This window comes from Kitasatospora sp. NPDC001095, from assembly GCF_053598615.1.
The window spans coordinates 180155-206487 of record NZ_JBSFKQ010000009.1 but is presented as its reverse complement, the minus strand read 5'-3'; the positions used below and the strand labels follow the sequence as shown (position 1 = coordinate 206487).

Genomic DNA, 26333 nt, shown 5'->3' with positions numbered 1-26333 from the left:
CCCACCAGGACGAAGCACAACCACCCCTACAGACAGGCACCTTGTCGGCACTCACTGTCCCACACCCACCCCGAGCGACTTCGCCAGCAGAGTCGACGGGCCGACTTCTCGTGCGCGCTCGACGTCATGGGAGAAACGTTCATTCGTGGACGGGGGGAAGCCGAACGGAAAAACCGACGGGACCCGGCCGAAAGCGCCCCGCGCGGAGAGGGGGGCTCACGCGGGACGGCTCGTACGGCAGCACTCGCGCGGAAAGGGTCGCATGGAACGGCTCGCGCGGAACGGCTCGCGCGACAGGACTCGCGCGGAAGGCGGCTAGAGCAACGGAGTGAGCCACCGGCGGAGGAGTTCGGTATAGCGCTCGGGGGCGCTGTTCCAGAGGGTCGCGTGGTCGGCGCCGGGGAAGGCCTGGAGGCTGACCACGTCGCGGCGGGCGGCGGCCAGCTTCTCGGCGGCGCCGAAGGGGGCGATCCGGTCCTCGGGGCTGTGCAGGAGGAGGGTGGGCACCCGCAGGTCGGCGCCCTCGGCGATGCGGCCGAAGTCGGCGAGCTCGACGCCGGTCCGCCCCTCGGCGGCGAGGGCGCCGAGTTCCGCCGCGACGCCCGGGAAGCCGGAGCGGGCGGCGTCCCGGCGGGCGGAGGCCGGGCGGTCGAGCACGGGCGAGTCGAGGACCAGGCCCCGGACGGCGTGCGACCAGGCGGAGCGGGCCGCCGTGTGGAGGACCATGGTCGCACCGAGGGACCAACCGTAGAGGATCACGTTGCCGGCGCCGCTGTGCAGCGCCAGCCGTATCGCCGCCTCGACGTCGCGCCACTCGGTCTCGCCGAAGTGGCTGAGCCCGTCCGGGGAGGCGGGGGCGCCCCGGTCGCCGCGGTAGGTGACGGCGAGGGCGGGCAGGCCGAGCCGGTCGAGGACGGGGAGCACGGGGAGGGTCTGCCGACGGTCGGCCTCGGGGCCGTGCACCAGGATCACCCAGGTGCCGCGTTTGCCGTCGAGCTGCCAGGCGGGAAGGGCGCCGAGCTCGCCGTCGACGGCGGTGTCGGCGAAGGCGAGGCCGAGCGCCTCGGTGGGGTCGCCGAGGTGGACCCGCGGGGTGAAGCGGACCTCGGTGCCGGGGGTGAGGGTGCCCCGGTCGGCGCGGACCAGCCGGCGGGTGACCTCCTGCTCGTCGCCGTGCAGGATCTCCTCGACGACCGCGTGACCGCCGTCCGCCCACTCGACCGCCCAGCGGCCGGGGCGCAGGCTCCCGGGGCCGCGGGTGAAGGTGACCCGGCCGGGGGCGAGGCCGCGGACCACGACCGGAGCGGACTCCTGAACGGTGGTCACCGGACGGACCATCCGCTCGGATGCCCGACGGCCGATCACCAGCACGGCGGCCCCGACCGCGGCGGCCGCCACGACGGCTGCGGTTCCCCAACGCATTTCGCTCCCCGCTCTCCTGCCTCACGGACCGGACGGTGTTCGGACACCAGTTCACCGGCGCCCCGCCCGCTCGGCCACCGGGCTGGGCCGTCCGGGTCACCCGGGCGGCGGACCGGCCCTGCCGAGGAGCCGGCGGCCCTGGCTCTGCCGAGGTGGCGCCGCGGACGGGTGGCGAGGACGGCGGGCCAGCGGGAAGACGAAGGCCGAGGACGAGGACGAGGGCAGGCAGTGGCAGGCCCCGTCCTCGGCCCGCAGCGCCGACCGGGCCCACGGGCGTCAGCGGCGTCCGCGTGTGACCAACCCCTCCGTGACCTCGGTTGACTCCCGGTTCGAGCCCGTGATGGGATCCTGGGGCCAAACGGAGGCATGGAGAGGAAGCCGGTGGAAGTCCGGCGCGGTCCCGCCACTGTCACCGGGGAGCACGCTCGGAACATCGCCACGGCGGGCCGTCGACGGCCGCTGGAAGGCTCCGAGGGTGCGTTCGACCCGGAAGCCAGGAGACTCTCGCCGCCGTCACGTCGATCCAGGGCGCGGACCCTGAGTGAGGACACGCACGCGATGCAGGCTGCCCCGCCCTGCCCGACCCCGAGCTGCCCTCCGCCGTGCGACCGATGATCCCGCCCGCGCCTTCCGCGCGCCGTCCGCTGACCCGCGCCGCCGCGTTCGCGCTCGGCGCCGCCGCGGGCTACGCCGCCGACGCCCGCTTCGCCGACCCCCGCCGGGGCCACCCGGTGGCCGTCTTCGGCAGCGCCGCGACCCGGCTGGAGCGGCGGCTGTGGCGCGACGGCCGCGCCGCCGGGGCCGGGTACACGGCGCTGTGCGTGGGCGCGGTCGCGGCGGGCGCGCTCGCCCTGGACCGTACGGTGGGCCGGCGCCCGCTGGGCCGGGCGGCGCTGGCGGCGGCCGCGACCTGGACGGTGCTCGGCGGCACCTCGCTGACCCGGGAGGCGCGCACCATCGGCCGCTCGCTGGCGGCGGGCGACCTCACGGCCGCGCGGGAACGGCTGCCGCACCTGTGCGGACGGGATCCGAGCGCGCTGGACGGGCAGCAGATCGCCCGGGCGGTGGTCGAGTCGGTGGCGGAGAACACCGCCGACGCCGTGGTCAACGCGCTGACCTGGGGCGCCCTGGCCGGCACGCCCGGCCTGCTCGCCTTCCGCGCCGTGAACACCCTGGACGCCATGGTGGGCCACCGCTCGCCGCGCTACGCCCGGTTCGGCTGGGCCTCGGCCCGGCTGGACGACCTGGCGGGCTGGCCGGGCGCCCGGCTGACGGCACTGCTGACGGTGGCAGCCGCGCCCGAACCGCGGACGGCCTGGCGGGTCTGGCGGCGCGACGGCTCCGCGCACCCGAGCCCGAACGCGGGCCAGGCCGAGTCGGCGTTCGCCGGCGCGGTGGGCGTCCGGTTGGGCGGGACGCTGCGGTACGGCGAGCGCGTGGAGAACCGGCCGGTACTGGGCGCGGAGCTGCGGCCGGTGACGGTGGACGACATCGAGCGGGCCTGCGCGCTCTCCCGGCGGGTGGGCGCGCTGGCGCTGGGTACGACGGTCGCGGGGCACGTCCTGCTGCGGGTGCTGGCGAAACGGGCGCTGACAGAACGGGTGCCCGCGGAACGGGTGCCGACGAAGCGACTGCTGCCGAGGATGAGGGGACGGGGATGAGCAACGCACTGCTGGTCGCGGGGACGACCTCGGACGCGGGCAAGAGCGTGGTGACGGCCGGGATCTGCCGTTGGCTCGCCCGCCAGGGCGTGCGGGTCGCGCCGTTCAAGGCGCAGAACATGTCGCTGAACTCCTTCGTCACCTCCGACGGCGCCGAGATCGGCCGCGCCCAGGCGATGCAGGCGCAGGCCGCCCGGGTGGAGCCGGAGGCGGCGATGAACCCGGTGCTGCTCAAGCCGGGCGCGGACGGCCGCAGCCAGGTGGTGCTGCTCGGCAGGCCGGTGGCCGAGGTGGGCGCGCTGGACTACCGCGAGCGCAAGCCCGTCCTGCTGGAGCGCTCCCTGGAGTGCCTGGCCGACCTGCGCCGCCGCTACGACGTGGTGGTCTGCGAGGGCGCGGGCTCGCCCGCCGAGATCAACCTGCGCGACCGCGACATCGCCAACATGGGCCTGGCCACGGCCGCCGCCCTGCCGGTGGTGGTGGTCGGGGACATCGACCGGGGCGGGGTCTTCGCGGCGATGTACGGGACGCTGGCGCTGCTGTCGGCGGAGGACCAGCGGCACGTGGCGGGCTGGTTCGTCAACAAGTTCCGCGGCGACGCGCGCCTGCTGGCACCCGGACTGGACATGCTGCGCGAGCTGACCGGCCGTCCGGTGCTGGGCACGCTGCCGATGCTGCCCGGGCTCTGGCTGGACGCCGAGGACTCGCTGGACCTGTCCACGGTGGTGGACCGGGCGGACGGGCCCGGGCCGCTCGGCGCGGACGTGCTGCGGGTGGCCGTGGTGCGCTTCCCCCGGCTGTCCAACTTCACCGACGTGGACGCGCTCGTGCAGGAGCCGGGCGTGCTGGTGCGCTGGGCGACCAGGCCGGAGGAGCTGGCCGACGCCGACCTGGTGGTACTGCCCGGCACCCGGGCCACCGTCGCGGACCTCGCCTGGCTGCGCGAGCGCGGCCTGGAGCCGGCCCTGCGGGCGCGGGCGGCGGCCGGCCTGCCGGTCCTCGGGGTCTGCGGCGGCTACCAGATGCTGGCGCACTCGATCGTGGACGAGGTCGAGTCGAAGGCGGGCGCCGTCGAGGGCCTCGGGTTGCTGCCGACGCACGTGCGGTTCGGCGCCGAGAAGGTGCTGGCCCGCCCGGTCGGCGAGGCGTACGGGCAGCGGGTCGAGGGCTACGAGATCCACCACGGAGTGGTGGCGGTCGAGGGCGGGGACGCCTTCCTGGACGGCTGCCGGGTGGGCGCGGTCTGGGGCACGACCTGGCACGGCGCGCTGGAGAACGACGGATTCCGTCGCGAACTCCTGCGCGAGGTCGCCGAGTTGTCCGGGCGGGCGTTCGTCCCGGCGCCGGACACCTCCTTCGCCGCGGCGCGCGAGGCCCGGCTGGACCGGCTGGGCGACCTGATCGAGGAGCACGCGGACACCGACGCGCTGTGGAAGCTGATCGAGGGCGGGGTGCCGGCGGCCGGATCGCTGCCGTTCCTCCCGCCCGGGGCCCCTGGGAGTGACGCATGACCGACGTCCGCTATCCGTTCACCGCGATCGTCGGCATGGCCGACCTGCGGCTCGGCCTGCTGCTGAACGCGGTCTCCCCAGCCGTGGGCGGCGTGCTGGTGCGCGGCGAGAAGGGCACCGCGAAGTCGACCATGGTGCGCGCGCTGGCCGGCCTGCTGCCGTCCATCGCCACCGTGGACGACTGCCGCTTCGCCTGCGACCCGGCCGCACCCGACCCGCAGTGCCCGGACGGGCCGCACGCCACCCCGTCCGCGTCCGAACGGCCGTCCCAGCTGGTCGAGTTGCCGGTCGGCGTGACCGAGGACCGGATCGTCGGCTCGCTGGACCTGGAGCGGGCACTGGCCGAGGGCGTCAAGGCGTACGAGCCCGGGCTGCTCGCGAGGGCGCACCGCGGCGTGCTGTACATCGACGAGGTGAACCTGCTCCAGGACCACGTGGTGGACCTGCTGCTGGACGCCGCCGCGATGGGGCGCTCGTACGTCGAGCGCGAGGGAGTGTCGGTGCGGCACGCGGCCCGGTTCCTGCTGGTCGGCACCATGAACCCGGAGGAGGGCGAGCTGCGGCCGCAGCTGCTCGACCGGTTCGGCCTGACCGTCGAGATCGCCGCCACCCGGGACCCGGTCGAGCGCGCCGAGGTGGTCCGTCGCCGGCTCGCCTACGACGCGGACCCGGCAGGCTTCGCCGCGCGGTTCGCCGAGGAGGAGCGGGCGCTCGCCGAACGCATCACCACGGCCCGGGAGTTGTTGCCGACGGTCGAGCTCACCGACGTGGCACTGCGTCAGATCACCGCCGTGTGCGCCGCTTTCGAGGTGGACGGACTGCGCGCGGACATCGTGATGGCCCGCACCGCCGTCGCGCTGGCCGCCTGGGACGGGCGCACCGAGGTGCTGGAGGAGGACGTCCGACGAGCCGCCCGGCTGGCGCTGCCGCACCGGCGCCGCCGCAACCCCTTCGACGCGCCGGGGCTGGACGAGGAGCAGCTGGACCGCACCCTGGAGGAGCACGCCCGGCAGGACGACCCGGAGCCCGAGGGCGACGGGCCCGGCCCGGACGGCGACGGCGACGGCGGGCCGGACGGGGGGCCGGAGGACGGCGGACCCGACGGCGGCGGCCCTGACGGCGGCGGCGCACCCGAGCCGTCCGACGGCGGCCCCGAGGCGCACTCGCCCGAGGCGCCCGCCACCGAGGGCGCCGACGCCCCCGCGCAGCCGCCCGTACCGGCCCAACATCCGGCTCCCGCACGGGAGTCGGCGCCAGTCGCGGCCGGGGACCCGTACCGGACCAGGCTGTTCACCGTCAAGGGCACCGGGCGCGGCGCCCAGGGCCGCCGCTCCCCCGCCGAGACCACCGGCGGGCACACCGTCCGCGCCCGCCGCCCGCAGGGCGCGCTCGGCCGGCTGCACCTGACCGCCACCCTCCAGGCCGCCGCGCCGTATCAGGCGGCGCGCGGGCGCAGCGGGCGGGCACTGCTGCTGCGCAAGGACGACTTCCGCGAACAGGTGCGCCAGGGACGGGAGTCCAACCTGGTGCTGTTCGTGGTGGACGCCTCCGGCTCGATGGCCGCCCGGCAGCGGATGACCGCCGTCAAGGGCGCGGTGCTGTCGCTGCTGATGGACGCCTACCAGCGGCGCGACAAGATCGGCATGATCACCTTCCGGGGCACGGGCGCCGAGTTGGCACTGCCGCCCACCTCCTCGGTGGAGGTCGGCGCGGCCAGGCTGGAGTCGCTGCCCACCGGCGGACGGACCCCGCTGGCCGCCGGCCTGCTGCGGGCGTACGAGGTGCTGCGGGTGGAGCGGCTGCGCGATCCGGACCGGCGCCCGCTGCTGGTCGTGGTGACCGACGGCCGGGCCACCGGCGGGCGGGACGCGCTGGCGCAGTCCCAGCGCGCGGCCGCGCTGTTCGCGGCGCAGGGCACGGCGAGCGTGGTACTGGACTGCGAGTCCGGCCCGGTCCGCCTGGGCCTGGCCCGCACCCTGGCCGGGCTGCTCGGCGGCACCGCCGTCAGCCTGGACGAACTGCGCCCCGAGGGCGTCGCCTCGCTCGTCCGCGAGAACCGCTCCACGAGCCGACCCACGAGCCGGTCCGAGAACCGTTCCACGAACCACTCCGCGAACCACTCCGCGAACCGATCCGCGAACCGCGCGACCACCACGATGCGAAAGGCGGCCTGAGCCGACATGCCCAAGGGTGTCCCCGAGAGCGTCCCCGACGACGGCCTGACGACGCGTCAGCGCCGCACGCAGCCGATCACCGCCGTGCACACCGGCCCCGGCAAGGGCAAGTCCACGGCCGCGTTCGGCATGGCACTGCGGGCCTGGAACCAGGGCTGGTCGGTCGGGGTGTTCCAGTTCGTGAAGTCCGCCAAGTGGAAGGTCGGCGAGGAGAACGCGCTGCGCGTGCTCGGCGCCTCCGGCGAGGGCGGCACCGTCGACTGGCACAAGATGGGCTCCGGCTGGTCCTGGATCCAGCGCTCCGCCGAGCAGGAGATGTCCAGCGAGGAGGCGGCCAAGGAGGGCTGGGAGCAGGTCAAGCGGGACCTCGCGGCCGAGACGTACCGCTTCTACGTGCTGGACGAGTTCACCTACCCGATGCACTGGGGGTGGATCGACCCGGAGGAGGTGGTGTCCGTGCTCGAGAACCGCCCGGGCAGCCAGCACGTCGTCATCACCGGCCGGTACGCGCCCGAGGCGCTGACCGGATTCGCCGACCTGGTCACCGAGATGACCAAGGTCAAGCACCCCATGGACGCCGGCCGCAAGGGCCAGCGCGGCATCGAGTGGTAGACCGTTGAACACCGCCCCCCGCACCGTTCCCCGCACCGTTCCCCGCACCGTTCCCCGCCTCGTGGTCGCCGCGCCCTCCTCGGGCGCCGGCAAGACCACCGTCGCCACCGGCCTGATCGCGGCACTCGCCGCGCGCGGGCTGGCGGTGTCGCCGCACAAGGTCGGCCCCGACTACATCGACCCGGGCTACCACGCGCTCGCCGCCGGACGCCCGGGCCGCAACCTGGACGCCTTCCTGTGCGGGCCGGAGCGGATCGCGCCGCTGTTCCTGCACGGCGCGGCGGGGGCGGACGTCGCGGTGGTCGAGGGGGTCATGGGCCTGTTCGACGGGGCCTCCGGGCGCGGCGAGCTGGCGTCGACGGCGCACGTCGCCAAGCTGCTGCGGGCACCGGTGGTGCTGGTGGTCGACGGCTCCTCGCAGTCCCGCTCGGTGGCCGCGCTGGTGCACGGCTTCGCCTCCTGGGACCCGCAGGTGCGGCTCGCCGGGGTGATCCTCAACCGGGTCGCCTCCGACCGGCACGAGCAACTCCTGCGCGAGGCACTGGAGGAGGGCTCCGGCGTACCGGTGCTGGGCGCGCTGCGCCGCTCGGCGGCGGCCGCCACGCCGTCCCGCCACCTCGGACTGATCCCCGCGGTGGAACGCTCGGCCGAGGCCCTCAAGGCGGTCGCCGACATGGGTGAACTGGTGGCCTCCTCGGTCGACTTGGACGCCCTGCTCGAACTCGCCCGGACGGCACCGGGCTTGGACGCCGAGCCGTGGGACCCGTCGGCCGAGGTCGCCCCGGTGGCCGGCCGGCCGCGGATCGCGGTGGCGGGCGGCGCGGCCTTCTCCTTCTCGTACGCCGAGAACGCCGAACTGCTCGGCGCGGCGGGCGCGGAGGTGGTCCCGTTCGATCCGCTGCACGCCTCGGCCCTGCCCGAGGGGACGGCCGGCCTGGTGATCGGCGGCGGCTTCCCGGAGCTGTACGTCCGCGAGCTGAGCGGCAACGCCCCGCTGCGCGACGCCATCGCCGCGTTCGCCGCCGCGGGCGGGCCGATCGCCGCCGAGTGCGCCGGACTGCTCTACCTGGGGCGGGAGTTGGACGGTCTGCCGATGTGCGGCGTACTGGCCGTCGACGCCCGGATGACCGAACGGCTCACCCTCGGCTACCGGGAGGCGGTCGCCCTGCACGACTCCCCCCTCGCCCCGGCCGGCACCCGAGTGCGCGGCCACGAGTTCCACCGCACGGTCTGCGAGCCCGGCGCGGGCGAACTCCCCGCCTGGGGCTGGCGCCTGCCCGGCCCCCGCGCCGAGGGCTTCGCCGGCAGCAACGTGCACGCCTCCTACCTGCACCTGCACTGGGCGGGCACACCGGCGCTGGCGTCCTCCTTCACGGCCGCGGCGGCGGCCTTCGCGGCGGGGGCCGCTACGGCGGGTGCGGCCTTCGGCGGATAACGCTGCGGCGGGGTAACGACCTTCGGCGGATAGCGCCGCGGCGGGTGCGCCCCCGGCGGATAACGCCGCGACACCGTGCGGTGTCCGGGCCTAGGCTGCGCGCATGCATGTGATCGTCCTCAACGGCGGGTCCAGCTCCGGCAAGTCGAGCATCGCGCGATGCCTGCAGGAGCTGCTGCCGGAGCCCTGGCTGCACCTCGGAACGGACACCATGGTCGAGGCACTGCCACCCTCGCTGCGCAGCGGCGGCGAGGGGATCGGCGGGCTGGAGAGCGGGGACGGGACGGTCGAGGTCGGACCGTCGTTCGCCGCGCTGGACGCCGCCTGGACGCTCGGGGTGGCGGCGATGGCCCGGGCCGGGGCCCGGATCGTGGTGGACGAGGTGTTCCTCGGCGGCGCGGCTTCACAGGCCCGCTGGCGGGCGGCACTGGAGGGCCTGGACGTGCTCTGGGTCGGGGTGCGCTGCGATCCTGCGGTGGCCGCGCGGAGGGAGGCCGCACGCGGCGACCGGGTGGCCGGGATGGCCGCCGCGCAGGCGGAGGCGGTGCACCGGGGGGTCGCGTACGACCTGGTGGTGGACAGCTCGCGGGCGGCCGCGGCGGACTGTGCCCGGGCCGTGGCGGCACGGGTGGCGGCCGCCGACTCGTCGGACGGGCCGGCGGACGGGCGGGCCGGCACCCCCGCGTAGGGCCGCGGGCTACTCCCGGTCGAGCAGCGCGGCGAGGTAGGACGCCACCTCGTCGCGCAGTTCCTCCGGCGACGGGACGTGCCAGTGCCCGCTGCCCGCCGTCGCGTTGAACAGGACGCCGTCGCACCAGCGGATCAGGCGCCGGGCGTCCGCCGTCGGGGCGGCCGAGCCGCTCCGGGCGAGCAGCGCGGCGGCGATGTCGGCGAAGCGCCCGCCCAGCCGGTCGTAGACGGCGCGCAGTTCGGGCCGCCGGGTGGCCTCCAGGGCGAGTTCCAGGCGGGCCAGGGTGAGCCGGCGGCCGGTGGTGAGTGCCTGGTGCAGCAGGTCGGCGCCGACCCGGACGAGGAGGTCCCGCGCGCAGGCGGGGGTGGGCGACGCCGCGGCGGAGGGCTCCGCAGTGAGGACCGGGTGCTCCTCGGTCTCCCGCTCGACGATCCGGGTGAGCGCGAGTTCCAGCAGGGCGGCCCTGGTCCGGGCGAGGTTGGAGGTCGAGCCTGAGGGCAGTCCGGCCTCCTCGTCCACGGCGCGGTGGGTCAGCCCGCGCAGGCCGCGTTCGGCGATCAGGGTGATGGCGGCGTCGGCGATCAGGGTGGGGCGCGGGGGCGTCATGGGTCCGATCATGGCCTCTCTCCTCGGACGATCCCAAACCACTACAGAAGTAGTTTCCAGTGGACTACATCTGTAGTACGGTGCTGGCAGACGCACACTACGGACGTAGTGCAAGGAGAGGAGCCCTCCCGTGGGCAGCCCACAGAGCAGTCGGCAGGCGATCGTCATCGGCGGCGGCATCGGCGGTCTCGCCGCCGCCCTCGCCCTCCACCGCCGGGGCGTCCCGGTCCGCGTCCACGAGCGCGCCGACTCCCTCGAACCCGTCGGCGCCGGGCTCGCCCTGGCCCCCAACGCCCTGCGCTCCCTCGACCGGCTCGGTGTCGGCGAGCGCCTGCGCGCCCTCGCCACCCCGCACCCCGCCATCGGGCTGCGCCACCCCTCCGGCCGCTGGCTGGCCCGAACCAGCACCACGGCGTTCGAGGCCTACTTCGGCGACACCATCGCCGCCGTCGCCCGCGCCGACGTCATCGACGCGCTGGTCGACGCGCTCCCGGAGGGCACCGTCCGCACCGGCTCGCCCGCCACCCTCGTCACCCCCGGCGGCCCCACCGAGCCCGCCGTCGTCCGCACCACCGACGGGGAGGAGACGGCCGACCTGGTCGTCGCCGCCGACGGCATCCGCTCCCCGACCCGGAGCCGGCTCTTCCCCCGACACCCCGGCCCCCGCTACAGCGGCTTCACCACCTGGCGCGCCGTCGTCACCCCCGACCGCCGCCCGGCCGCCGCCGGCGAGGTGTGGGGGCGCGGATGCCTCGCCGGGATCGTCCCGCTCGCCGACGGGCGGGTCTACGTCTACGGCGCCGCCCTCGCCCCGGCCGGCGAGCGGGCCGCCGACGGGGACGAGCGGGCCGAACTCCTGCGCCGCTACGGCGACTGGTGCACCCCGGTACCGCAGCTGTTCGCGCTGGCCGAGCCCGAGCACGTCCTGCGCCACGACGTCTGGGATCTCGCCGACCCGCTGCCCGCCCACCACCACGGCCGGGTCGCCCTCCTCGGCGACGCCGCCCACGCGATGTGTCCCTTCCAGGGCCAGGGCGCCTGCCAGGCCATCGAGGACGCCGTCGTCCTCGCCTCCCTGCTCACCCCCGGTACCGACCCGGCCGCCGCCCTGCCCTCCTACACCGCCGCCCGGCTCCCCCGCACCACCGCCGTGGTGGCCGGCTCCCGCCGGATCGGCGACCTCGTCGCCCTCCGCTCCCCCGCCGCCACCGGCCTGCGCACCGCCGCTCTCACCCTCGCCGGCCTCCTCCCCGCCCGCGCCCTGCTGAGCCGCTCGGCCCCGACGTACGGCTGGCAGCCGCCGGCCCTGGGCGAGACGGGGTGAGGGGGCATGCAGTCCCGGGGCCGAAGAGCACGCACACCACGGGGTGTCGGCGTCGAGGCCGGGTCAGAGGCTGTGCGTCGGTGCCCCTCGCGCGCCGGGGGCGGGGCGTAGACGAGGTGGACGGCGCGGGCCGCCTCGTCCACGACCTACCGCACCCGGTCGCCGGCGGTCGCCTCGCACTCCCGCGGCGGCAGCTCACGGCTCGGCCACCTCGCCGTCATCGTCACCGGGCAGGGGCCCGGTGAGCTCGGCCGTCGGTTCCGGATCCGCGACGGCTCTCGCCGCCCCGCCGCGTGACGTGCACGCGCTGGGCCCGCTCCACGGTGTCCGCGACACGCTCGGAGTTCTTCGACGACTCCGAGCACGCCACGCTGGGAGTCGACATGGCTCGACGAAAGTTCGGAACACGTTCCGCAGTCCATCGCGGCGGGGTCACCAGGCCGCGCGTGTCGGTGGGTGTTGCGATGATGCGTGCCATGGGTGACTCCGGCCGACGGGCCATCGCCGAGTACTGGGACGCGGCCGCCGCGGCCTTCGACCAGGAGCCCGACCACGGGTTGCGGGCGGGGCCGGTACGGGCGGCGTGGGTGCGGCGGGTGCGGGGGTGGGTGCCGGGTGGGCCGGCGGACGTGCTGGACGCCGGGTGCGGCACCGGGTCGCTGGCGCTGCTGCTCGCGGCGGACGGGCACCGGGTCACGGGGGTGGACCTGGCGCCGCGGATGGTCGGGCGGGCCAGGGCGAAGCTGGTCGCGGCGGGGCTGACGGCGCGTTTCCTGGTGGGCGACGCGGGCGCGCCGCCGCTCCGGGACGGAAGCTTCGACGTCCTGCTGTCGCGCCACCTGCTCTGGACGCTCCCCGAGCCCGAGCGGGCGCTGCGCGCCTGGGTGCGACTGCTGCGGCCCGGCGGCCGACTGGTCCTGGTCGAGGGTCGCTGGCGCGAGGCCGGGCGGACCGCCGACGTCCCGCCGCCGTACCCGGCCGGTGCAGGGCGGCTGCCGTGGGGCGGCGGGGTCGGGGCGGAGGAACTCGCCGCGGCCGTCCGGCCGTTGGTGTCCGAGCTACGGGTCGAGCCGCTCACCGGGGAGGCCGAGCTGTGGGGCGGCCCGGTGGACGACGAGCGGTACGCGCTGGTCGCGCGACGTTGAGCGGCCTACGGGGCGGCCGCGTCAGGCCCGCCTGCCGAAGGTGCCGTTGAGCGGGTCGGACCGCTGGCAGGCGGCGCAGCGCAGCCGGGTGTAGATCGCCACCGCGCCCATGAAGACGTCCTCGCGCCCGTCGGCCGGGGACGCGGAGGAGGCCGGCTCCCCGCAGTCCAGGCAGACGCGGCGCGGCCGGGCGGCGATCGAGCAGGCGCGGCAAATCAGGTGGGTCGGGTGTTCCGCGTGCACGACGACGGGCTGCGGGCTGCCGTACAGCAGGTGGTCGCACCACGTGCAGGACTCGTCCTGCTGCGACGCCAGCATCCGGGCCCGGGTCTCCTGCTGCCACTTCGCGGCCTTCTGCACCGGCACTCTGACGGGCGGCCCCCACCCGGAGGCGGTGAGCCACTGGGCGCCCTCGGCCCCGGCGGCCCGCAGCTGGTCGTCGACGGCGATGTCCCTGGGGGTCTTCCTCTTCATCGGGGCCTCTCCTCCGGTGGGCTTCCGCAGGGGATAACGCGGTCGGGACGCGCCTGGACACGCCGCCCGGCGTGCGGCCCCGTCGGTGCGGCCCGCTTGCGCAGCCCCTGGCGACGGCCCAGGCCCGGGCCGACTCGGACGGGGCCCGACTCGGACGGCCCGATCCGAACGGCGGCCCGATTCAGAGGAGCGGCTCGGTGTCCCCGTGGGCGATGAGGAGCTTGCGCAGCAGGGTGTCGAGCCGGGTGCGCTCCTCCGCGTCGAGGGCGGAGAGGATGCGCTCCTCGTTGTGGACGTGGCCGGCCAGGGCGCCGTCGATCAGCTCCTTGCCCGCCGGGGTGAGGCGGACCAGGACAGCGCGGCGGTCGCTCGGGCAGGGGTTGCGTTCGACCAGGCCCTTGGCGGACAGCCGGTCGACGCGGTTGGTGATGGCGCCGGAGGTGACCATCGCGGACTTGAGCAGCGCGCGGGCGTTGAGCTCGTACGGCTCGCCGGAGCGGCGCAGGGTGGCCAGTACGTCGAACTCGGAGGAGTCCAGGCCGCAGGCGCTGAAGTACTCGCGCAGGGCGTTGTCGACCCGGACGTTGAGCCGTCGCAGCCGGCCGATCAGCGCCATCGGCCCGGCGTCCAGGTCGGGGCGGGCCCGGGCCCACTGCTCGACGATGTCGTCCACGGTGTCGCGCTGCTGCATGTCCGCCGCCCTCCCGGAGCCGTCTGTCCGCGACCGCCCGAGGCCGTCCGGACCCGCCTGTCCAACCTGGATATCTTAACATTCACATACTTGACGTTCATCGATCTCGGGCGTAGAAAATATCTCAACGTTCAGATAGTCAACGTTCAGGGGGAAGCCATGGCCGTCATGGACCGCAAGCGCGCGGGGATCGCCGTCACCGCCGCACTCGCCCCGGCCGCGTGGGGCACCACCTACCTCGTCACCACCCAGCTGCTGCCCGAGGGCCGCCCGCTGCTGCTCGCCGCACTCCGCGCGCTCCCGGCCGGGCTGCTCCTGCTGCTGATCGGCCGCCGACTTCCCAAGGGGCGCTGGTGGGGGCGCGCGGCCGTACTCGGGATGCTCAACATCGGGCTGTTCTTCCCGCTGATGTTCGTCGGCGCCTACCGCCTGCCCGGCGGCGTCGCCGCCACCATCGGGGCGATCCAGCCGCTGCTCGTCGCCGGGTTCTCGATCGGCGTGCTGCGGGTGCGGCCCGGGCGGCGGGCGGTGGTCGCCGGACTGGTCGGGGTCGGCGGAGTGGCCCTGCTGGTGCTCAAGAGCGGCGCCCGGCTGGACGGCGTCGGCATCGCCGCGATGGTCGCCGGGATCTCGCTGATGGCCATGGGCACCGTCCTGACCCGCCGCTGGGGCCGCCCCGAGGGCGCCACCCTGCTCGACCTCACCGCCTGGCAGCTCCTGGCCGGCTCGGTCTTCCTCGTCCCGCTCGCCGCCCTGGTCGAGGGCGCGCCGCCCGCGCTGAGCGCCACCAACCTGGCCGGCTTCGCCTACCTCGGCGTGTTCGGCACCGCGCTCGGCTACTTCCTCTGGTTCCGCGGCATCGAGCACCTCGGCGCCGGCCCGGCCTCCTTCCTCGGCCTGATCAACCCGGTCGTCGCCACCCTCGGCGGCCTCCTCGTCCTCGGCCAGACCCTCACCCCCTGGCAGCTCCTCGGCCTCCTCCTCGCCCTCGCCGCCATGCTCGTCGGCCAGGCCCCCGCCCGCCGCACGCCGGCCCCGACCCCCGCCCCCACGCCCCCCGCGGCACCTCTTGCCCCCACACCCCACCCCACACCGGCCACCACCCGCTGACCATCCCGCTCCGAACGCCTGCCGGGTGCCCATCCGCAGGCATTCGGTCGTTCCCGGCTTCTCCGCCCCGCCCGGTCTCCACACCGAGGGCGTACGGAGCCGCCACGCGGGTAGGGGGCCGTTGACCCGACCCAACCAGAGCGGGAGAAAAGGGGATTGCCCGATGGCCGATTCCGACGGATTGCGTTCCGCGATCGCCGCACAGGTCGAAGGATTCGCAACGGCCGGCGGTGCAGGCGTGCGCAGCGTCCTGGTCAAGACGCTCGACGGCCCCCGACTCACCGTCGCTCACCGTGCGGACGAGGTGCTCCCCTCGGCGAGCCTGGCCAAGATGATCCTCGGTGTCGCCCTCTTCGACTCGGCAGAACGCGGCGAGCTCGACCCCGACGAACGCGTCCGGGTCGGAACCCTCCCGGGCACGATGTACCCGAGCGTGCTCCAGGCCCTCGATCCCGACTCGACCGTCACCGTACGGGAGTTGTGCGGGTTCGCCTTGGTAACCAGCGACAATCCGGCAGCCGAACACGTGCGCACGGTTCTTGGCCAGGAGCGGATCGACGCCACGGTCAAGGCTGTCGGGCTGCACAGCACCTCCTTCCCCGCCGGATTCTCCGAACGGGAGCTCGGTCCGCTCGGCCGGGCCAACGTCACCACTGCCGAGGACATGCTGCGGCTGGTCGAGTACATCGACCGGACGCCGCACCTGGAGCCGGTCCGGCGCTACCTGGTCAACTACCTGCGAAACGACCGGATTCCGTCCCGGCTGGACGACGATGTCCCGGTCCGGCACAAGACCGGGAGCCTGCGCGGCATCGTGAACGACGCGGGCATCGTCCTGCATCCCGTGAACCGCATCGCCATGGTCTTTCTGACCGAGGGACAGGCGGATAACGTTCGTACGGCACAGGAGATCGGGGAGGTCTCCGAACGGATCGTCCGGATCATCGCAGAGGGGTCGGCGCTCTGACGCGGCCCGCGGGGGTGGCGTGTGGCCGTGTCTCGTGAACGACAACTGCGCAAGATCCTCGCGCTGGTCAACACCCTCGCACTGATGGTGGGGCTGGTGTGCGTCGTGACTGCGGCACTGATGACCCACCAGCAGGTCATCGCCACCGTCCTCAGCCTCATCGGCGGCGCCTTCGTGTCGGCGGCGGCCGTCACCCTGGCGATCGGATCCCTCACCGTACGGGAAACCACGGAGCAGGTGGACAGCGCCGTACTCCGCGGTATGCAGGACGTCCTCGGCCCGGTGCGCGACCCGCTCTTCGCCGGAGCGCTGTCCGCCTACCGCTACGACTGTCTGCTCTCGCCCGCACCGGACGGTGACGCCCACCCCGATTACCTCTACCAGAGCTTCCGGGTCTCCTACCGGATCGACGCTCTGCCCGGGACGGTGACGATCGCCTGCCTCGCTTCCAACGACGACGCCGGACTGGACGGCTTCACCGGGCCCGAGTGCCTTCTCCGCTGGATGGTCGACGACAACCTGGATCCCGACGACCCCGAAGTCTTCACGGTCGGCGCGGTCCGGGTCGACAACCGGGACCTGGACCGCGCGTCCGCCACGCACGAGGACATCGTCGGCGGGCGCGCCAGGATCGAACACTTCTCGGTACCGCGCGAGGCCCAGAGCACCGCGGGCCATCTGGTGGAGCTGAGCGTCACAGCCCGCAAGTTCGTGGGCAACGACCGACGGATCCGCATCCAGGCGCAGGTGTTCCGCCATGTCACCGATGCCGAGTACCGGCTCACCGTCGACCCGGCACTCCGGCCGACCCGCCTGAGCGTGAACGCGTCGGAGATCAGCGCACTCGGGGCCGCCCATGGCGCGAGCGTCCGGGCCACCTTCCCCGCGCCGTTCAACAACACTGCCGGACTGATCCAACTCCCGTTCCCGCTCCAGCCGGGCAGCGTCATGGCCTTCACCATCGACCGGGACGTGGCCTGATCCACCCCGGCGGTGGGTCAGCCGGTGGCGCGGATGTAGATGTCGGCGGCGCCGGGCAGGCCGCCGGGGATGGTGGCGACGTAGATGCGGCGGGCGGTGGGGGTGCGGGTGGGGACGGCGGTGGGGCTGGGGGTGGGGGTCCAGGTCGGGGTGGGGGTCGGGATCGGGGCCGGGTCGTCGGCGGTGGGCTCGTCGGGGGCCGGGGCGACGGCCGGGGTCGGGGCGGCGGGGTCCGCGGGGGCGGTGAGAGGGTCCGCCCGGTTTCCCGCGGTGCCGGCGGTGCCGCCCGGGCTGTCGGGGTCGGCCTCCGGCGACGGGCCCTCGGTGGACGCGGAGGTGGACGCGGACGGCGTGGCGGCGGGCGGCAGCGGGGAGGCGGGGAGTTCCGGGGCCTCGGCCGGTTCGTCGCCGCCGAGGGCGGCGACCAGGTCGGCCGGGAGCCGCGAGGCCGGGCCGGGTGAGGGGAGGTCGTAGGCGCTGAGGAAGTCGCCGAGCCCCGGGGCCCTGCCGCCGCCGAGGCGGTAGTGCAGGTAGGCGACCGGGGCGCCGTCGGAGGTGTGGGTGTAGACGGCGCCGACCGGGACGTAGAAGCGGCCGACCCCGGGGTGCTGGGACGGGTGGAGGCCGGCGAGGCGTTCGGCGCGGTCGCGGTCGGTCTCGCGGCCGGCGGTGCCGGCGGTGAGCGCGTTGACGCCGCGCACCACGAGGGCGGCGGCGACGGACACGCAGAGCACCAGCCCGACGGCGACGGTGCGCCGTAGGACCGGGCGGCCGTGCAGGGCAGGCCAGGAGTCGGTCACCATGCGCTCGGGTGGGATGCCGTCCACGGTTGTCTCGCTCCCCCGTTCGATCAGAACGCTCGATCAGGACGTCTGATCAGGGCATTCGTTCAATATGCCCGATCAGGGACGTCACACTCTGCTCGACGTGGGACCGTAGCCGAGAGTTCCTCAGCCCAGGTAGGCGGGGGCGACCGCGGCCTTGGTGACCGGCTGCGCGCTGCCCGAACCGTCTGCCGGGACGGTCCACAGATCGGCACCGTAGTCGCCGGGCAGCGCGTAGACCAGAGTGCCGTCGCCGGACCAGAGCGCCTGGTCGTCGATGTTGCGCTGCTCGGCGGTGGCGGTCTCGGTCATCGTGGCGAGGTCGAGCACGTACAGCCGCCACGGGGAGTCGGCGGGCAGGCCGGGTACGCGCTTCTTGTACGCGACGCGGGTGCCGTCCGGGGAGAGCGAGGGGCACTCGACGTTGTCGTGCAGGGCGGTGAGGGTGCGGGCGGCGAGGTCGCCGCGGACGAGGTGGGTCCGCCCGGCGCTGGCGAGGGTGGCGTAGAAGGTGTTGTCGTCGGCGAAGGTGACGCCCCAGACGTTGACGTCGTGCGCCTGGTACGGGTGGCCGTCCAGCACGACGGCGAAGTCCTCCAGGTTCTCCCGCAGGTTCCAGTCCCGGACGTCCACGATCGAGGTGCGGGTGGAGAAGTCGCTGCCCGCGTAGGAGTCGCCGCTGACGAAGACCGTCCACGCGGCGAGGTGCCCGGACGGCGAGACCCGTGAGCGGGTGGGGATGCCGGCCGCCGGGAACGAGCGGAGCTCTCGCAGGTGGTCGTCCAGGACGACGGCGCGGTAGCTGTCCTCCAGCGCGCCGCGCTGTGCCTGGAGGCAGATGCCGGTGCCGGCGGCGGCATGGAAGCGCAGGCACTGGACGCCGGAGGCGGTGCGGGGTCCGTCCGGGTGGTCGGCGGCGACGGTGGTGATCTCGTCCCGGTGCGGGCCCCAGGCCATGTTGCGGAACAACAGCTGTCGTCCGCCGCTCTGCACCTGTAGTGACACCGGCCCCGACTCGACGGACGGCCCGCCGGGCTGGGCCTGGTCCCGGCGGGCGGTGCGGCCGGCGGCGTTCAGGACGGCCCCGGTGCCGACCGCGCCGAGCAGGACGACGGCGACCAGCAGGATGATCACCCTGGTCCGGTTCCGCAGGTTCATCGGGTCTCCTCCTGGGTCGTCTCCGACGGCTTCGCGGCGACGGCGGGCTCGGGCTGCCCGCCGACGGATTCGGGCTCGCCGCCGCCCGGTCCGGACGGGCCCGGGGCCACGGCGCCGGGCGGGCGCAGCACCGCCGCCGCGCCGAGCACGCACAGCGCCAGCGCCCCCGCCGACCAGCCCAGCGCGGCCGGGCCGCCGACGGCGCCCCACAGCGCGCCGAACAGCAGCGAGCAGGCGAACCGGGCCAGCGCCTGCCCGGTGCCGACCAGGGCGAGCCCGGCGCCGCGCTGCTCGGCGGGTACCGCGTCGGCGGCCGCGGCGGCGAGCACGCCGTCGGTGGCGGCGTAGAAGGTGCCGTGCAGCACCAGTACGCAGAGCACCGCAGGCAGCCCGCGCAGCGGCGAGAGCAGCAGCCCGTACGCGAGCAGCAGCACCCCGTGCCCGGCCAGGAAGAGCCGGTGGCGGCCGATCCGGTCGGCGAGCGCGCCGAGCGGGACGGCGAGCAGCAGGAAGGCGGCGGCGGTGCCCAGCGGCAGCAGCGGGAACAGGGAGACGGGCAGGTCGAGGCGGCGCTGGACGAGCAGGTAGAGGAAGGAGTCGCTGACGGTGGTGAGGCCGAGCAGGACGGCGCAGAACGTCAGCCTGCGCAGCCCCGGCAGCCGCAGCAGGGCGAGGCCGGCGCGCAGCGAGGGTGCGGAAGTCGACAAGTCGTCACCCCGCTGCTGGTTCGGCACGAACAGCAGCAGGATCAGCACGCCGAGCGCCGCGACGCACGAGCTGACGGTGAACACCGCGTCATAGCCGTGCCGCTCCCCGCCGTCGGCGAGCAGCGGCCCGCCGGCCAGCCGCAGCACCAGGAAGGCGGTGAGCGGGCCGAGCAGGGCGCCGGCCGTGTCCATCGCCCGGTGCACGCCGAACGCCCGGCCACGGTGCGCCGGTTCGGTGGCGAGCGAGATCATCGCGTCCCGCGGCGCGGTGCGCAGACCCTTGCCGGTGCGGTCGACGGCGATCACGGCGCCGATCAGCGGCACGGTGTGGACGAACAGCAGCAGGGGCCGGCACAGCGCGGACAGCCCGTACCCGACGGCGGCGACGGCCTTGTGGCGGGCGGCGCCGTCGCGGCCGCGGCGGTCGGAGAGGTGGCCGCCGACCAGCCGGACGAGGGCGCTGAAGCCGTTCTGGATTCCGTCGAGCAGGCCGAAGCCGAGCGGGGAGAGGCCGAGGCCGGTGAGCAGGTAGAGGGGGAGGACGGCGGTGACCATCTCGGAGGAGACGTCGGTGACCAGGCTGACCGTGCCGAGGGCGATGACCGCCCCGGGCACGGTGCGCGGGCCGGTGCCCCGCCGCACCGGACCGGCGGCCGGGGAGGCGGAGCCGGCCGGCGCGGCCTGCGTGGCCGGCCCGCCGGGGGCCTTCGAGCTGCGGGAGTCCGCGACGTACACGGGCGTCAGTTCCAGATTCCGGTGATGTCGGCGGCGCCGGCGGAGTTGCCCGCGTGGGTGTTGACCCCGGCCAGGTCCTCCAGGGTGTGCAGCACGTCGTAGTGGTTGTAGGTGATGGCGGTGCTGCTGCCGGGTGCGACGTGGGCGCCGTAGACCAGGGTCGGGATGCGGTTGCCGGACAGCTTGTCGTCCTCGTCGAAGGTGAGCAGCAGCAGGCTGTTGTGGCTCTTCGCCCACTGCGCGTACCCGTCGAGGTTGGTCTGGAGCCAGGAGTCGCCGGTGCCGACGGAGCAGTCGTGCATGTCGTCGCAGAGGTCCGGGACGACGAAGGAGACCTTCGGCAGGGTGCTGTAGTCGCTCGGGAAGGCGTCCATGCCGTACGCGCTGGAGGTCGGCACGTTGCCGAAGCCGAACCACGGGTTGTGCTTCTGGGCGTAGTCGCCGCTGCTGCAGTCGGTGGCGCCGGGGGCGGGCAGGCCCTCGTTGTAGCTGGCCCAGGTCTGGCCGGCACCGATCAGCTCGGAGGCGAGGTTGGGCTCCTGCAGGGCGCCGACGTCCACGCAGCCGTCGTCCACGATGCCCTGGGAGCTGCCGGAGAACAGCATGTAGTAGTTGGGCTGGCTGGGGTGGGTGAGCGCGTAGGAGTTGGTCAGCGCCGCGCCGCCGGCCACCAGGGTCTTGTTGATGTACGGGGCCTTGGAGCTGCCGATCACCTGCTTGTAGGCGTGGTTCTCCAGCACGACGACGACCACGTGGTCCGGCGCGGGCAGCCCGGCGGCGGCGTCGGCGGCCGCGCTGCCGGCGGCGGCCCACAGGCCGGGCGAGCCGGCGACCAGACCGAGGCCGACCGCCAGCGCGGTGAGCGGGCGGCGGCGGAAGGGGCGCGGGAGGGCGCCGGGGACGCCGGGGGCGCCGGGGACGAGGACGAGGGTTCCGGGGGTGCGCAGTCGTGCGAAGGCCATGAGGTCCTCCGGAGGTCGGGGGCTTCCCGGGCGGGAGCGCCGAGAACAGTACGAGCACCGCAGTGTCGTGTACCCCACAACACAAGTGAAGAACAGACGAACACCTGCCGCGCGCGGCGGCCCCGGGGCGGACCGGCGGCGTCGGGCACAGCACCTGGCACAGCGTCGGGCAGAGCGCCTGGCCCGGCATCGAGCACAGCGCCTGGCCTGGCGTCCGATGTCACACCCGCCACGATTGACCCGTTCCGGCCGGGCGTGGTGGGATCACCGGAGTTCGGGACGAAGGGGTGCGGTACGTGAGCGGACTGGTCGCCGTCGTCCCGCGCACCCTGGTGGTCGGGATCGGCGCGAGCAGCGGCGCCGAGCGGACCGAGGTGCTGCGGCTGTTGACGGACACCCTCCGGGAGGCCGGGCTGGACCGCTCCGCGGTGGCCCGGCTGGCGACCGTGACGGGCAGGGCGGACCACCCGGCCGTGCGCTGGACGGCCGACCGCCTCGGCGGGGTGCCGGTGGACGAGCACCCGCCCGAGGCCCTGGCGGGCGTGCCGGTGCCGAACCCCTCCGCCACGGTCGGTACGGCCGTCGGCACCGCGAGCGTGGCCGAAGCGGCGGCGCTGGCGAGCGCTCCGGGCGGCCGGCTCCTGGTCACCAAGCGGAAGTCGGCGCGGGCCACGGTCGCGATCGCCCGGGCCGCGGCACCGGACGGGCCCGCCGCGCAGGTCGCGCAGGTCGCACCGCCCGTCACGCCCGCCGCACCTCCCGGCCCGCACCAGCCCCACACCGCACCACCCCGCACGACAAGCCCCACCCGCACCACCCGCACCACCCCGCAAGGAGACCCCACGTGACCACCCCCGGACCCGACCTGCGCCACCACGGCGACGCCGAGGTGCGCGCCGACGGGCTCGGCCTGGTCGACCTCGCCGTCAACGTCCGCACCGGCACTCCCCCGGCCTGGCTGCGCGAGCACCTCGCGGCCACCCTCGGCGAACTCGCCGCCTACCCCGACCAGAGCAGCGCGCGCGCCGCGGTGGCCGCCCGGCACGCCCGCCCGGTCGAGGAGGTGCTGCTCACCGCGGGGGCCGCGGAGGCCTTCATCCTGTTGGCCAGGACTCTGACGCCTCGTCACATCGCCGTGGTCCACCCGCAGTTCACCGAGCCGGAGGCAGCGCTGCGGGACGCCGGACACCGGGTGCACCGGGTGCTGCTCTCCCCCGAGGACGGCTTCCGGCTGGGCGCCGTCCCCGAGGAGGCGGACCTGGTCGTCCTCGGCAACCCGACCAACCCGACCTCCGTGCTGCACCCCGCCGAGGCCGTCGCCGCGCTGGCCCGGCCGGGGCGCACCCTGGTGGTGGACGAGGCATTCATGGACACCGTCCCGGGCGAGCGGGAGTCCCTCGCCTCCGTCCGGGACCTGCCCGGCCGGGTCGTCGTGCTGCGCAGCCTCACCAAGACCTGGGGCCTGGCCGGACTGCGGATCGGCTACGTGCTCGGGCCCGCGCCACTGATCGCCGGCCTCGCCGCCGCCCAGCCGCTCTGGCCGGTGTCCACCCCGGCGCTGGCCGCCGCCGAGGTGTGCAGCGGCCCTGCGGCGCTCGCCGAGGCGGACCGGGCGGCGGCCGAACTCGCGCTCCGGCGTGACCACTTGGTGAAGGGCCTGGCCGCCTTCCGCTCGGTGCGGCTGTACGGCGAACCGGCCGCCTCCTTCGTCCTGGTGCGAATGCCGGAGGCGGCCGCCGTCCGGCAGCGGCTGCGCGAGCACGGCTTCGCCGTCCGGCGCGGAGACACCTTCCCGGGGCTGGGCGAGGAGTGGCTGCGGATCGCCGTCCGGGACGAGGCGACCACCGACCGCTTCCTCAACGCCCTTGAGGCCGTGCTCGGTTCGGCCTGACCGCCGGAGGGGCCCGGCCGGCCGGCCAGCCGCCCGGCGAACGGCCGAACAGGAACCCCTACCGGAGCCCGAGCGCCTCCGCCGCCAGGGCGGTGCCCCGCACCCGCGCCGCGATCTTGGCGAAGGCGGTCTCACGCGCGGTGGAGGTGTCGTCGGCGAACGGCGAGAACCCGCAGTCGTCGGTGGTGCCGAGCTGGTCGACCGGGATGTGCCGGGCCGCGGCCAGCACGCGGTCGCGCACCTCCTCCGGGGTCTCCACCCTGGGGTCGATCGGGTCGGTCACCCCGACGAACACCCTGATCCCGGGGTGGAGTTGATCCGCGATGACGGCGAGAACGCGGTCGGGATCGGCCTCGCTCGCCAGCTGCACGTAGAAGTTGCCGACCTTCAGTCGGAAGAGCTTCGGCAGCAGCTCGGCGTAGTCGACGTCCAGGCTGTGGGTGGAGTCCTGGTCCCCGCCCGGGCAGGTGTGCACGCCGAGGCGGGCACGCTCCTCCTCGGTGAACCGGTCGAGCACCCGGTTGTTGAGCGCCACGAAGTCGTCCAGCAGACCGCCCGACGGGTCCAGCTTGAGCGACAACCGCCCCTCGGTGAAGTCGAGTTGGACGACGTGGGCGCCCGCGTCCAGGCAGCCCCTGATGTCGGCCTCGGCCTCGTCGGCCAGGTCCTTCAGGAAGTCCTCGCGCGAGTAGCCGTCGATGCCGTCGGCCGGATAGAGCAGGCTGAGCGCCGAGGGCGCGATGACGGCCTGCTTGACGGGCTGCGAGGTGTGGCGGAGGGCCTCGCGCAGGTAGGTCTCGGCGCGGACCCGGTACCGGAAGGGCCCGGCGGTCAGCCGCGGCAGCTGCCGGGTGTGCCCGTCGGCGAAGGGGATGACGGCGCCGTTCCCGTCGAGGGCGGTCAGCCCGGTGAGGGGGTACGTGACGAAGCTCGGCTTCGCCTGCTCGCCGTCCACCAGGACGGGGCAGCCGAGTTCCGCGAGCCTGGCGAGGGTGTCGGCGGTTGCCTCGTCCTGCAGCTTCTTCAGGTCGGCGTCGGGCAAGCGGCCTTCGGCGTGCTCGGCCAGGGCGTTCAGCAGGGTACTCGGCCGCGGGATGCTGCCGATGGGCTCCGTGGGAATGGTCATGATGGGACGTTAGAAAGCGCGGCGCGACGTGCACAACGGGGCGCACGGCGCACTACACCGGATCATTCACGCCCCGCGCGCCCCACCTCCCATGGTTCACGCCCCCGGAACAGCGCGACCCTCCGCCCACTCCCGTAGCCTGGCGAAGTCGTCGGACAGCAGGCCGACCCGGGGGTTGACGTGCAGGGCGAGCGCCGGACCCGGGTGGTGGGCGGCGATCCACTCCTCGTCCTGAGGGCCGAGCTCGTCGTCCACCCAGACGAACGGGCGCCCGGCGGCCCAGGCGACCACGTCCCTGGTCTTCCAGTGCAACCCGCCCGGGTCCGTACCGAACAGGTCGGACCAGCGGATGTACGGGAGTTCGGGCAGGCCGATGTGCGGGCCTATGTGGGTGTTCGCCTCACCCATCCACCCGGTGGCCCACACCAGTTCGTACGGCAGCGCCAGCAGCTCCTCGCCGTGCGAGGGGTTGAGCCAGACCCGCAGCGGCTTGACCCGGACGGCCGGCGGCTTGGCGTGCTTGGCGCGCGTCGCCTGCCGGGCCTGGACCGCCGCCAGGTGCTCCTGCTTCGCCACCCACCAGGAGGGGCGCAGGCGGTGGGTGGTGTAGCCCTCGGGCCTCCGCTTCGGCGCGGCGTAGGGGTTGAGCGGTCCGTCCACGTCGAGGAGGAGCAGGGGCTGCTGGGTCATGCCATGAATTCTCGATCCGTCAGAGGCGCTTGACCAGCGATTTGCCGGTCACGATCGGGTTCCCGCGCCAGGAGTCACGGGCGAACCCGGGAGTCACGGGCGGACCCGGGAGTCACGGGCGGCTCCAGAGGTTGCGGGCGGCGAGCAGCGGGAGCACGCCCTCACCGAACCAGTACGCCTCCTCCAGGTGCGGCATCCCGCTCAGCACGAACTCGTCGATGCCCAGGCCGTGGTACTCGCAGATCAGGTCCGCGACCTCGCGGTGGCTGCCCACCAGCGCCGTACCCGCGCCGCCGCGCAGCAGCCCGATGCCGGCCCACAGGCCGGGGTGCACCTCCAGCCGCCGCGCCGAGCCGCCGTGCAGCGCGAGCATCCGCCGCTGCCCCTCCGACTCGCTCTCGGCGAGCGCCCGTTGGGTCTCCCGCACCCGGCGCGGGTCCATCGCGGCGAGCAGCCGTTCGGTCTCCGCCCAGGCCTGCGCGGCGGTGTCCCGGGTGATCACGTGCAGCCGGATGCCGAACCGGACGGTCCGGCCGCGGGCGGCGGCCAGTTCGCGGATCCAGCGGATCTTCTCGCGGACCTGGAGGGGCGGTTCGCCCCAGGTCAGGTAGACGTCCGCGGACCGGGCCGCGACCTCACCGGCGGCCGGAGAGGAGCCGCCGAAGTACACCGCCGGCACCGGGTCCGGCAGCCGGTTCAGCCGCGCCCCCTCGACCCGCAGGTGGGGGCCGTGGTGGTCGACCGTCTCCCCCGCCCAGAGCCGCCGGGTGACGTCCAGGAACTCCCCGGTCCGGGCGTACCGGGCGTCCTTGTCCAGGAAGTCCCCGTAGGCGCGCTGCTCGGCGGACTCCCCACCGGTCACCACGTTGAGCAACAGCCGCCCGCCGGTGTGCCGTTGGTAGGTCGCGGCCATCTGCGCGGCCAGCGTCGGGCTGATCTGCCCGGGCCGGAAGGCCACCAGGTACTTCAGCCGCTCGGTCACCTGGCTCAGCATCGCGGTGGTCAGCCAGGCGTCCTCGCACCAGGCCCCGGTCGGCGTCAGCACCCCCTCGAAGCCCAACTGCTCGGCGCTGCGGGCGATCTGGCCGAGGTAACCGATGCTCGGCGGCCGGTCCGACCCGGCCGCGCCGGGCGTGGAGCCGTGCCCGCCGCCGACGATCAGCCGACTGTCGCCGTTGGTGGGGAGGAACCAGTGGAAGGTGAGAGCCATGGACGGACACACTCCTGGGGCCGGTACTGCCTGAGGTCGGTTGACGGAACCCACCGACCACGACACCCGTCCGCCCACACCCGCCCCAGGTCCACGTGCAGCCTGCGCACGAGGAGGGGCCGGTCCGAAGCAGTCACGGCCCGATTCTCCGCGAACTCCCCCACCCGATCAAGGCCCACCGTCCACCCCGGACACCACCATGCCCGAGGGCCACACACGACGGAAC

At 74.8% G+C, this 26333-nt stretch carries 24 protein-coding genes and 1 riboswitch; of the genes, 13 read left to right on the top strand and 11 right to left on the bottom strand.

What is annotated here, in order from left to right:
- Positions 1 to 315 precede the first annotated feature (315 nt).
- Complete coding sequence (locus ACWDBB_RS11760; protein WP_449789414.1) at positions 316 to 1422, bottom strand: alpha/beta hydrolase; 1107 nt, start codon at positions 1420 to 1422, stop codon at positions 316 to 318.
- Positions 1423 to 1793: 371 nt separating this feature from the next.
- A riboswitch (cobalamin riboswitch) is annotated at positions 1794 to 1926 on the top strand.
- Positions 1927 to 2033: 107 nt separating this feature from the next.
- Here ACWDBB_RS11760 and ACWDBB_RS11755 point away from each other — a divergent pair.
- From ACWDBB_RS11755 to cpt, 6 genes are all read left to right on the top strand, one after another.
- Positions 2034 to 3083: a cobalamin biosynthesis protein gene (locus ACWDBB_RS11755; protein WP_449789413.1), complete on the top strand. Its 1050-nt coding sequence runs from the start codon at positions 2034 to 2036 to the stop codon at positions 3081 to 3083.
- Positions 3080 to 4594, top strand: a complete 1515-nt coding sequence (locus ACWDBB_RS11750; RefSeq protein WP_449789412.1) for a cobyric acid synthase — start codon at positions 3080 to 3082, stop codon at positions 4592 to 4594. Before ACWDBB_RS11755 ends, ACWDBB_RS11750 begins: the two co-directional genes overlap by 4 nt.
- Positions 4591 to 6768 carry a putative cobaltochelatase gene (locus tag ACWDBB_RS11745; protein WP_449789411.1) on the top strand — a complete coding sequence of 726 codons (2178 nt, stop codon included), beginning with the start codon at positions 4591 to 4593 and terminating at the stop codon, positions 6766 to 6768. The genes ACWDBB_RS11750 and ACWDBB_RS11745 overlap by 4 nt, the downstream gene beginning before the upstream one ends.
- Positions 6769 to 6774: 6 nt before the next feature.
- Positions 6775 to 7380 carry a cob(I)yrinic acid a,c-diamide adenosyltransferase gene (gene cobO, locus ACWDBB_RS11740; protein WP_392878351.1) on the top strand — a complete coding sequence of 202 codons (606 nt, stop codon included), beginning with the start codon at positions 6775 to 6777 and terminating at the stop codon, positions 7378 to 7380.
- A gap of 4 nt (positions 7381 to 7384) precedes the next feature.
- Complete coding sequence (locus ACWDBB_RS11735; protein WP_449789410.1) at positions 7385 to 8815, top strand: cobyrinate a,c-diamide synthase; 1431 nt, start codon at positions 7385 to 7387, stop codon at positions 8813 to 8815.
- Positions 8816 to 8918: 103 nt separating this feature from the next.
- Positions 8919 to 9503 (top strand): chloramphenicol phosphotransferase CPT, encoded by a 585-nt coding sequence (gene cpt / locus ACWDBB_RS11730; protein WP_449789409.1) that lies wholly within the window; start codon positions 8919 to 8921, stop codon positions 9501 to 9503.
- 9 nt (positions 9504 to 9512) lie between these two features.
- Here cpt and ACWDBB_RS11725 read toward each other — a convergent pair whose 3' ends face one another.
- Entirely contained in the window at positions 9513 to 10124 is a 612-nt protein-coding gene (locus ACWDBB_RS11725) for a TetR/AcrR family transcriptional regulator (RefSeq protein WP_449789408.1), read from the bottom strand.
- 118 nt (positions 10125 to 10242) lie between these two features.
- Here ACWDBB_RS11725 and ACWDBB_RS11720 point away from each other — a divergent pair, with 118 nt between their 5' ends.
- Complete coding sequence (locus tag ACWDBB_RS11720; RefSeq protein ID WP_449789407.1) at positions 10243 to 11436, top strand: FAD-dependent monooxygenase; 1194 nt, start codon at positions 10243 to 10245, stop codon at positions 11434 to 11436.
- 476 nt (positions 11437 to 11912) lie between these two features.
- A complete protein-coding gene (locus tag ACWDBB_RS11715) occupies positions 11913 to 12581 on the top strand; it encodes a class I SAM-dependent methyltransferase (protein ID WP_449789406.1) in 669 nt (222 codons plus the stop codon).
- Between the two features lie 21 nt (positions 12582 to 12602).
- Here the strand turns inward: ACWDBB_RS11715 and ACWDBB_RS11710 are convergent, their stop codons facing one another.
- Positions 12603 to 13055 (bottom strand): hypothetical protein, encoded by a 453-nt coding sequence (locus ACWDBB_RS11710; protein ID WP_449789405.1) that lies wholly within the window; start codon positions 13053 to 13055, stop codon positions 12603 to 12605.
- A 181-nt stretch (positions 13056 to 13236) separates the two neighbouring features.
- On the bottom strand, positions 13237 to 13746 hold the full coding sequence (locus ACWDBB_RS11705; RefSeq protein WP_449789404.1) for a MarR family winged helix-turn-helix transcriptional regulator: 510 nt from the start codon (positions 13744 to 13746) through the stop codon (positions 13237 to 13239).
- Positions 13747 to 13905: 159 nt separating this feature from the next.
- Between ACWDBB_RS11705 and ACWDBB_RS11700 the strand changes: the two genes are divergently transcribed.
- From ACWDBB_RS11700 to ACWDBB_RS11690, 3 genes are all read left to right on the top strand, one after another.
- Positions 13906 to 14856: an EamA family transporter gene (locus ACWDBB_RS11700; RefSeq protein ID WP_449789403.1), complete on the top strand. Its 951-nt coding sequence runs from the start codon at positions 13906 to 13908 to the stop codon at positions 14854 to 14856.
- Between the two features lie 163 nt (positions 14857 to 15019).
- Positions 15020 to 15823: a serine hydrolase gene (locus ACWDBB_RS11695; RefSeq protein ID WP_449789402.1), complete on the top strand. Its 804-nt coding sequence runs from the start codon at positions 15020 to 15022 to the stop codon at positions 15821 to 15823.
- Between the two features lie 27 nt (positions 15824 to 15850).
- A complete protein-coding gene (locus ACWDBB_RS11690) occupies positions 15851 to 16804 on the top strand; it encodes a hypothetical protein (RefSeq protein WP_449789401.1) in 954 nt (317 codons plus the stop codon).
- 17 nt (positions 16805 to 16821) lie between these two features.
- Here ACWDBB_RS11690 and ACWDBB_RS11685 read toward each other — a convergent pair whose 3' ends face one another.
- The 4 genes from ACWDBB_RS11685 to ACWDBB_RS11670 all read right to left on the bottom strand — a co-directional run bounded on the left by ACWDBB_RS11685 (position 16822) and on the right by ACWDBB_RS11670 (position 21190).
- Positions 16822 to 17631 carry a hypothetical protein gene (locus ACWDBB_RS11685; protein WP_449789400.1) on the bottom strand — a complete coding sequence of 270 codons (810 nt, stop codon included), beginning with the start codon at positions 17629 to 17631 and terminating at the stop codon, positions 16822 to 16824.
- 123 nt (positions 17632 to 17754) lie between these two features.
- On the bottom strand, positions 17755 to 18786 hold the full coding sequence (locus ACWDBB_RS11680) for a TolB family protein (protein WP_449789399.1): 1032 nt from the start codon (positions 18784 to 18786) through the stop codon (positions 17755 to 17757).
- Positions 18783 to 20228, bottom strand: coding sequence for an MFS transporter (locus ACWDBB_RS11675; RefSeq protein WP_449789398.1), 1446 nt, complete (start codon positions 20226 to 20228; stop codon positions 18783 to 18785). Before ACWDBB_RS11675 ends, ACWDBB_RS11680 begins: the two co-directional genes overlap by 4 nt.
- Positions 20229 to 20233: 5 nt before the next feature.
- The gene (locus ACWDBB_RS11670; protein ID WP_449789397.1) at positions 20234 to 21190 is read right to left on the bottom strand and encodes an alkaline phosphatase family protein; all 957 of its coding nucleotides are present in this window, start codon (positions 21188 to 21190) and stop codon (positions 20234 to 20236) included.
- A 296-nt stretch (positions 21191 to 21486) separates the two neighbouring features.
- Here ACWDBB_RS11670 and ACWDBB_RS11665 point away from each other — a divergent pair, with 296 nt between their 5' ends.
- Together ACWDBB_RS11665 and cobC are read left to right on the top strand one after the other, a co-directional pair.
- Positions 21487 to 22038: a cobalamin biosynthesis protein gene (locus tag ACWDBB_RS11665; protein ID WP_449789396.1), complete on the top strand. Its 552-nt coding sequence runs from the start codon at positions 21487 to 21489 to the stop codon at positions 22036 to 22038.
- Positions 22035 to 23081, top strand: coding sequence for an Rv2231c family pyridoxal phosphate-dependent protein CobC (gene cobC / locus ACWDBB_RS11660; protein WP_449789395.1), 1047 nt, complete (start codon positions 22035 to 22037; stop codon positions 23079 to 23081). The genes ACWDBB_RS11665 and cobC overlap by 4 nt, the downstream gene beginning before the upstream one ends.
- A 58-nt stretch (positions 23082 to 23139) precedes the next feature.
- Here cobC and ACWDBB_RS11655 read toward each other — a convergent pair whose 3' ends face one another.
- The 3 genes from ACWDBB_RS11655 to ACWDBB_RS11645 form a co-directional block, all read right to left on the bottom strand.
- Entirely contained in the window at positions 23140 to 24207 is a 1068-nt protein-coding gene (locus tag ACWDBB_RS11655) for a cobalamin-independent methionine synthase II family protein (RefSeq protein ID WP_449789394.1), read from the bottom strand.
- Positions 24208 to 24303: 96 nt separating this feature from the next.
- Positions 24304 to 24897: a hypothetical protein gene (locus ACWDBB_RS11650; RefSeq protein WP_449789393.1), complete on the bottom strand. Its 594-nt coding sequence runs from the start codon at positions 24895 to 24897 to the stop codon at positions 24304 to 24306.
- Between the two features lie 112 nt (positions 24898 to 25009).
- Positions 25010 to 26107 carry an LLM class flavin-dependent oxidoreductase gene (locus ACWDBB_RS11645; protein ID WP_449789392.1) on the bottom strand — a complete coding sequence of 366 codons (1098 nt, stop codon included), beginning with the start codon at positions 26105 to 26107 and terminating at the stop codon, positions 25010 to 25012.
- Positions 26108 to 26333 lie beyond the last annotated feature (226 nt).

What these genes read in the sequence shown, in the direction of transcription:
- ACWDBB_RS11755 (WP_449789413.1), top strand. Translation starts at nt 2,034, where the DNA reads ATGATCCCGCCCGCGCCTTCCGCGCGCCGTCCGCTGACCCGCGCCGCC.
- ACWDBB_RS11725 (WP_449789408.1), bottom strand. Translation starts at nt 10,124, where the DNA reads ATGATCGGACCCATGACGCCCCCGCGCCCCACCCTGATCGCCGACGCC.
- ACWDBB_RS11745 (WP_449789411.1), top strand. Translation starts at nt 4,591, where the DNA reads ATGACCGACGTCCGCTATCCGTTCACCGCGATCGTCGGCATGGCCGAC.
- ACWDBB_RS11700 (WP_449789403.1), top strand. Translation starts at nt 13,906, where the DNA reads ATGGCCGTCATGGACCGCAAGCGCGCGGGGATCGCCGTCACCGCCGCA.
- ACWDBB_RS11705 (WP_449789404.1), bottom strand. Translation starts at nt 13,746, where the DNA reads ATGCAGCAGCGCGACACCGTGGACGACATCGTCGAGCAGTGGGCCCGG.
- ACWDBB_RS11655 (WP_449789394.1), bottom strand. Translation starts at nt 24,207, where the DNA reads ATGACCATTCCCACGGAGCCCATCGGCAGCATCCCGCGGCCGAGTACC.
- ACWDBB_RS11670 (WP_449789397.1), bottom strand. Translation starts at nt 21,190, where the DNA reads ATGGCCTTCGCACGACTGCGCACCCCCGGAACCCTCGTCCTCGTCCCC.
- ACWDBB_RS11650 (WP_449789393.1), bottom strand. Translation starts at nt 24,897, where the DNA reads ATGACCCAGCAGCCCCTGCTCCTCCTCGACGTGGACGGACCGCTCAAC.
- ACWDBB_RS11695 (WP_449789402.1), top strand. Translation starts at nt 15,020, where the DNA reads ATGGCCGATTCCGACGGATTGCGTTCCGCGATCGCCGCACAGGTCGAA.
- ACWDBB_RS11645 (WP_449789392.1), bottom strand. Translation starts at nt 26,107, where the DNA reads ATGGCTCTCACCTTCCACTGGTTCCTCCCCACCAACGGCGACAGTCGG.
- ACWDBB_RS11715 (WP_449789406.1), top strand. Translation starts at nt 11,913, where the DNA reads ATGGGTGACTCCGGCCGACGGGCCATCGCCGAGTACTGGGACGCGGCC.
- ACWDBB_RS11710 (WP_449789405.1), bottom strand. Translation starts at nt 13,055, where the DNA reads ATGAAGAGGAAGACCCCCAGGGACATCGCCGTCGACGACCAGCTGCGG.
- ACWDBB_RS11680 (WP_449789399.1), bottom strand. Translation starts at nt 18,786, where the DNA reads ATGAACCTGCGGAACCGGACCAGGGTGATCATCCTGCTGGTCGCCGTC.
- ACWDBB_RS11760 (WP_449789414.1), bottom strand. Translation starts at nt 1,422, where the DNA reads ATGCGTTGGGGAACCGCAGCCGTCGTGGCGGCCGCCGCGGTCGGGGCC.
- ACWDBB_RS11750 (WP_449789412.1), top strand. Translation starts at nt 3,080, where the DNA reads ATGAGCAACGCACTGCTGGTCGCGGGGACGACCTCGGACGCGGGCAAG.
- cpt (WP_449789409.1), top strand. Translation starts at nt 8,919, where the DNA reads ATGCATGTGATCGTCCTCAACGGCGGGTCCAGCTCCGGCAAGTCGAGC.
- cobO (WP_392878351.1), top strand. Translation starts at nt 6,775, where the DNA reads ATGCCCAAGGGTGTCCCCGAGAGCGTCCCCGACGACGGCCTGACGACG.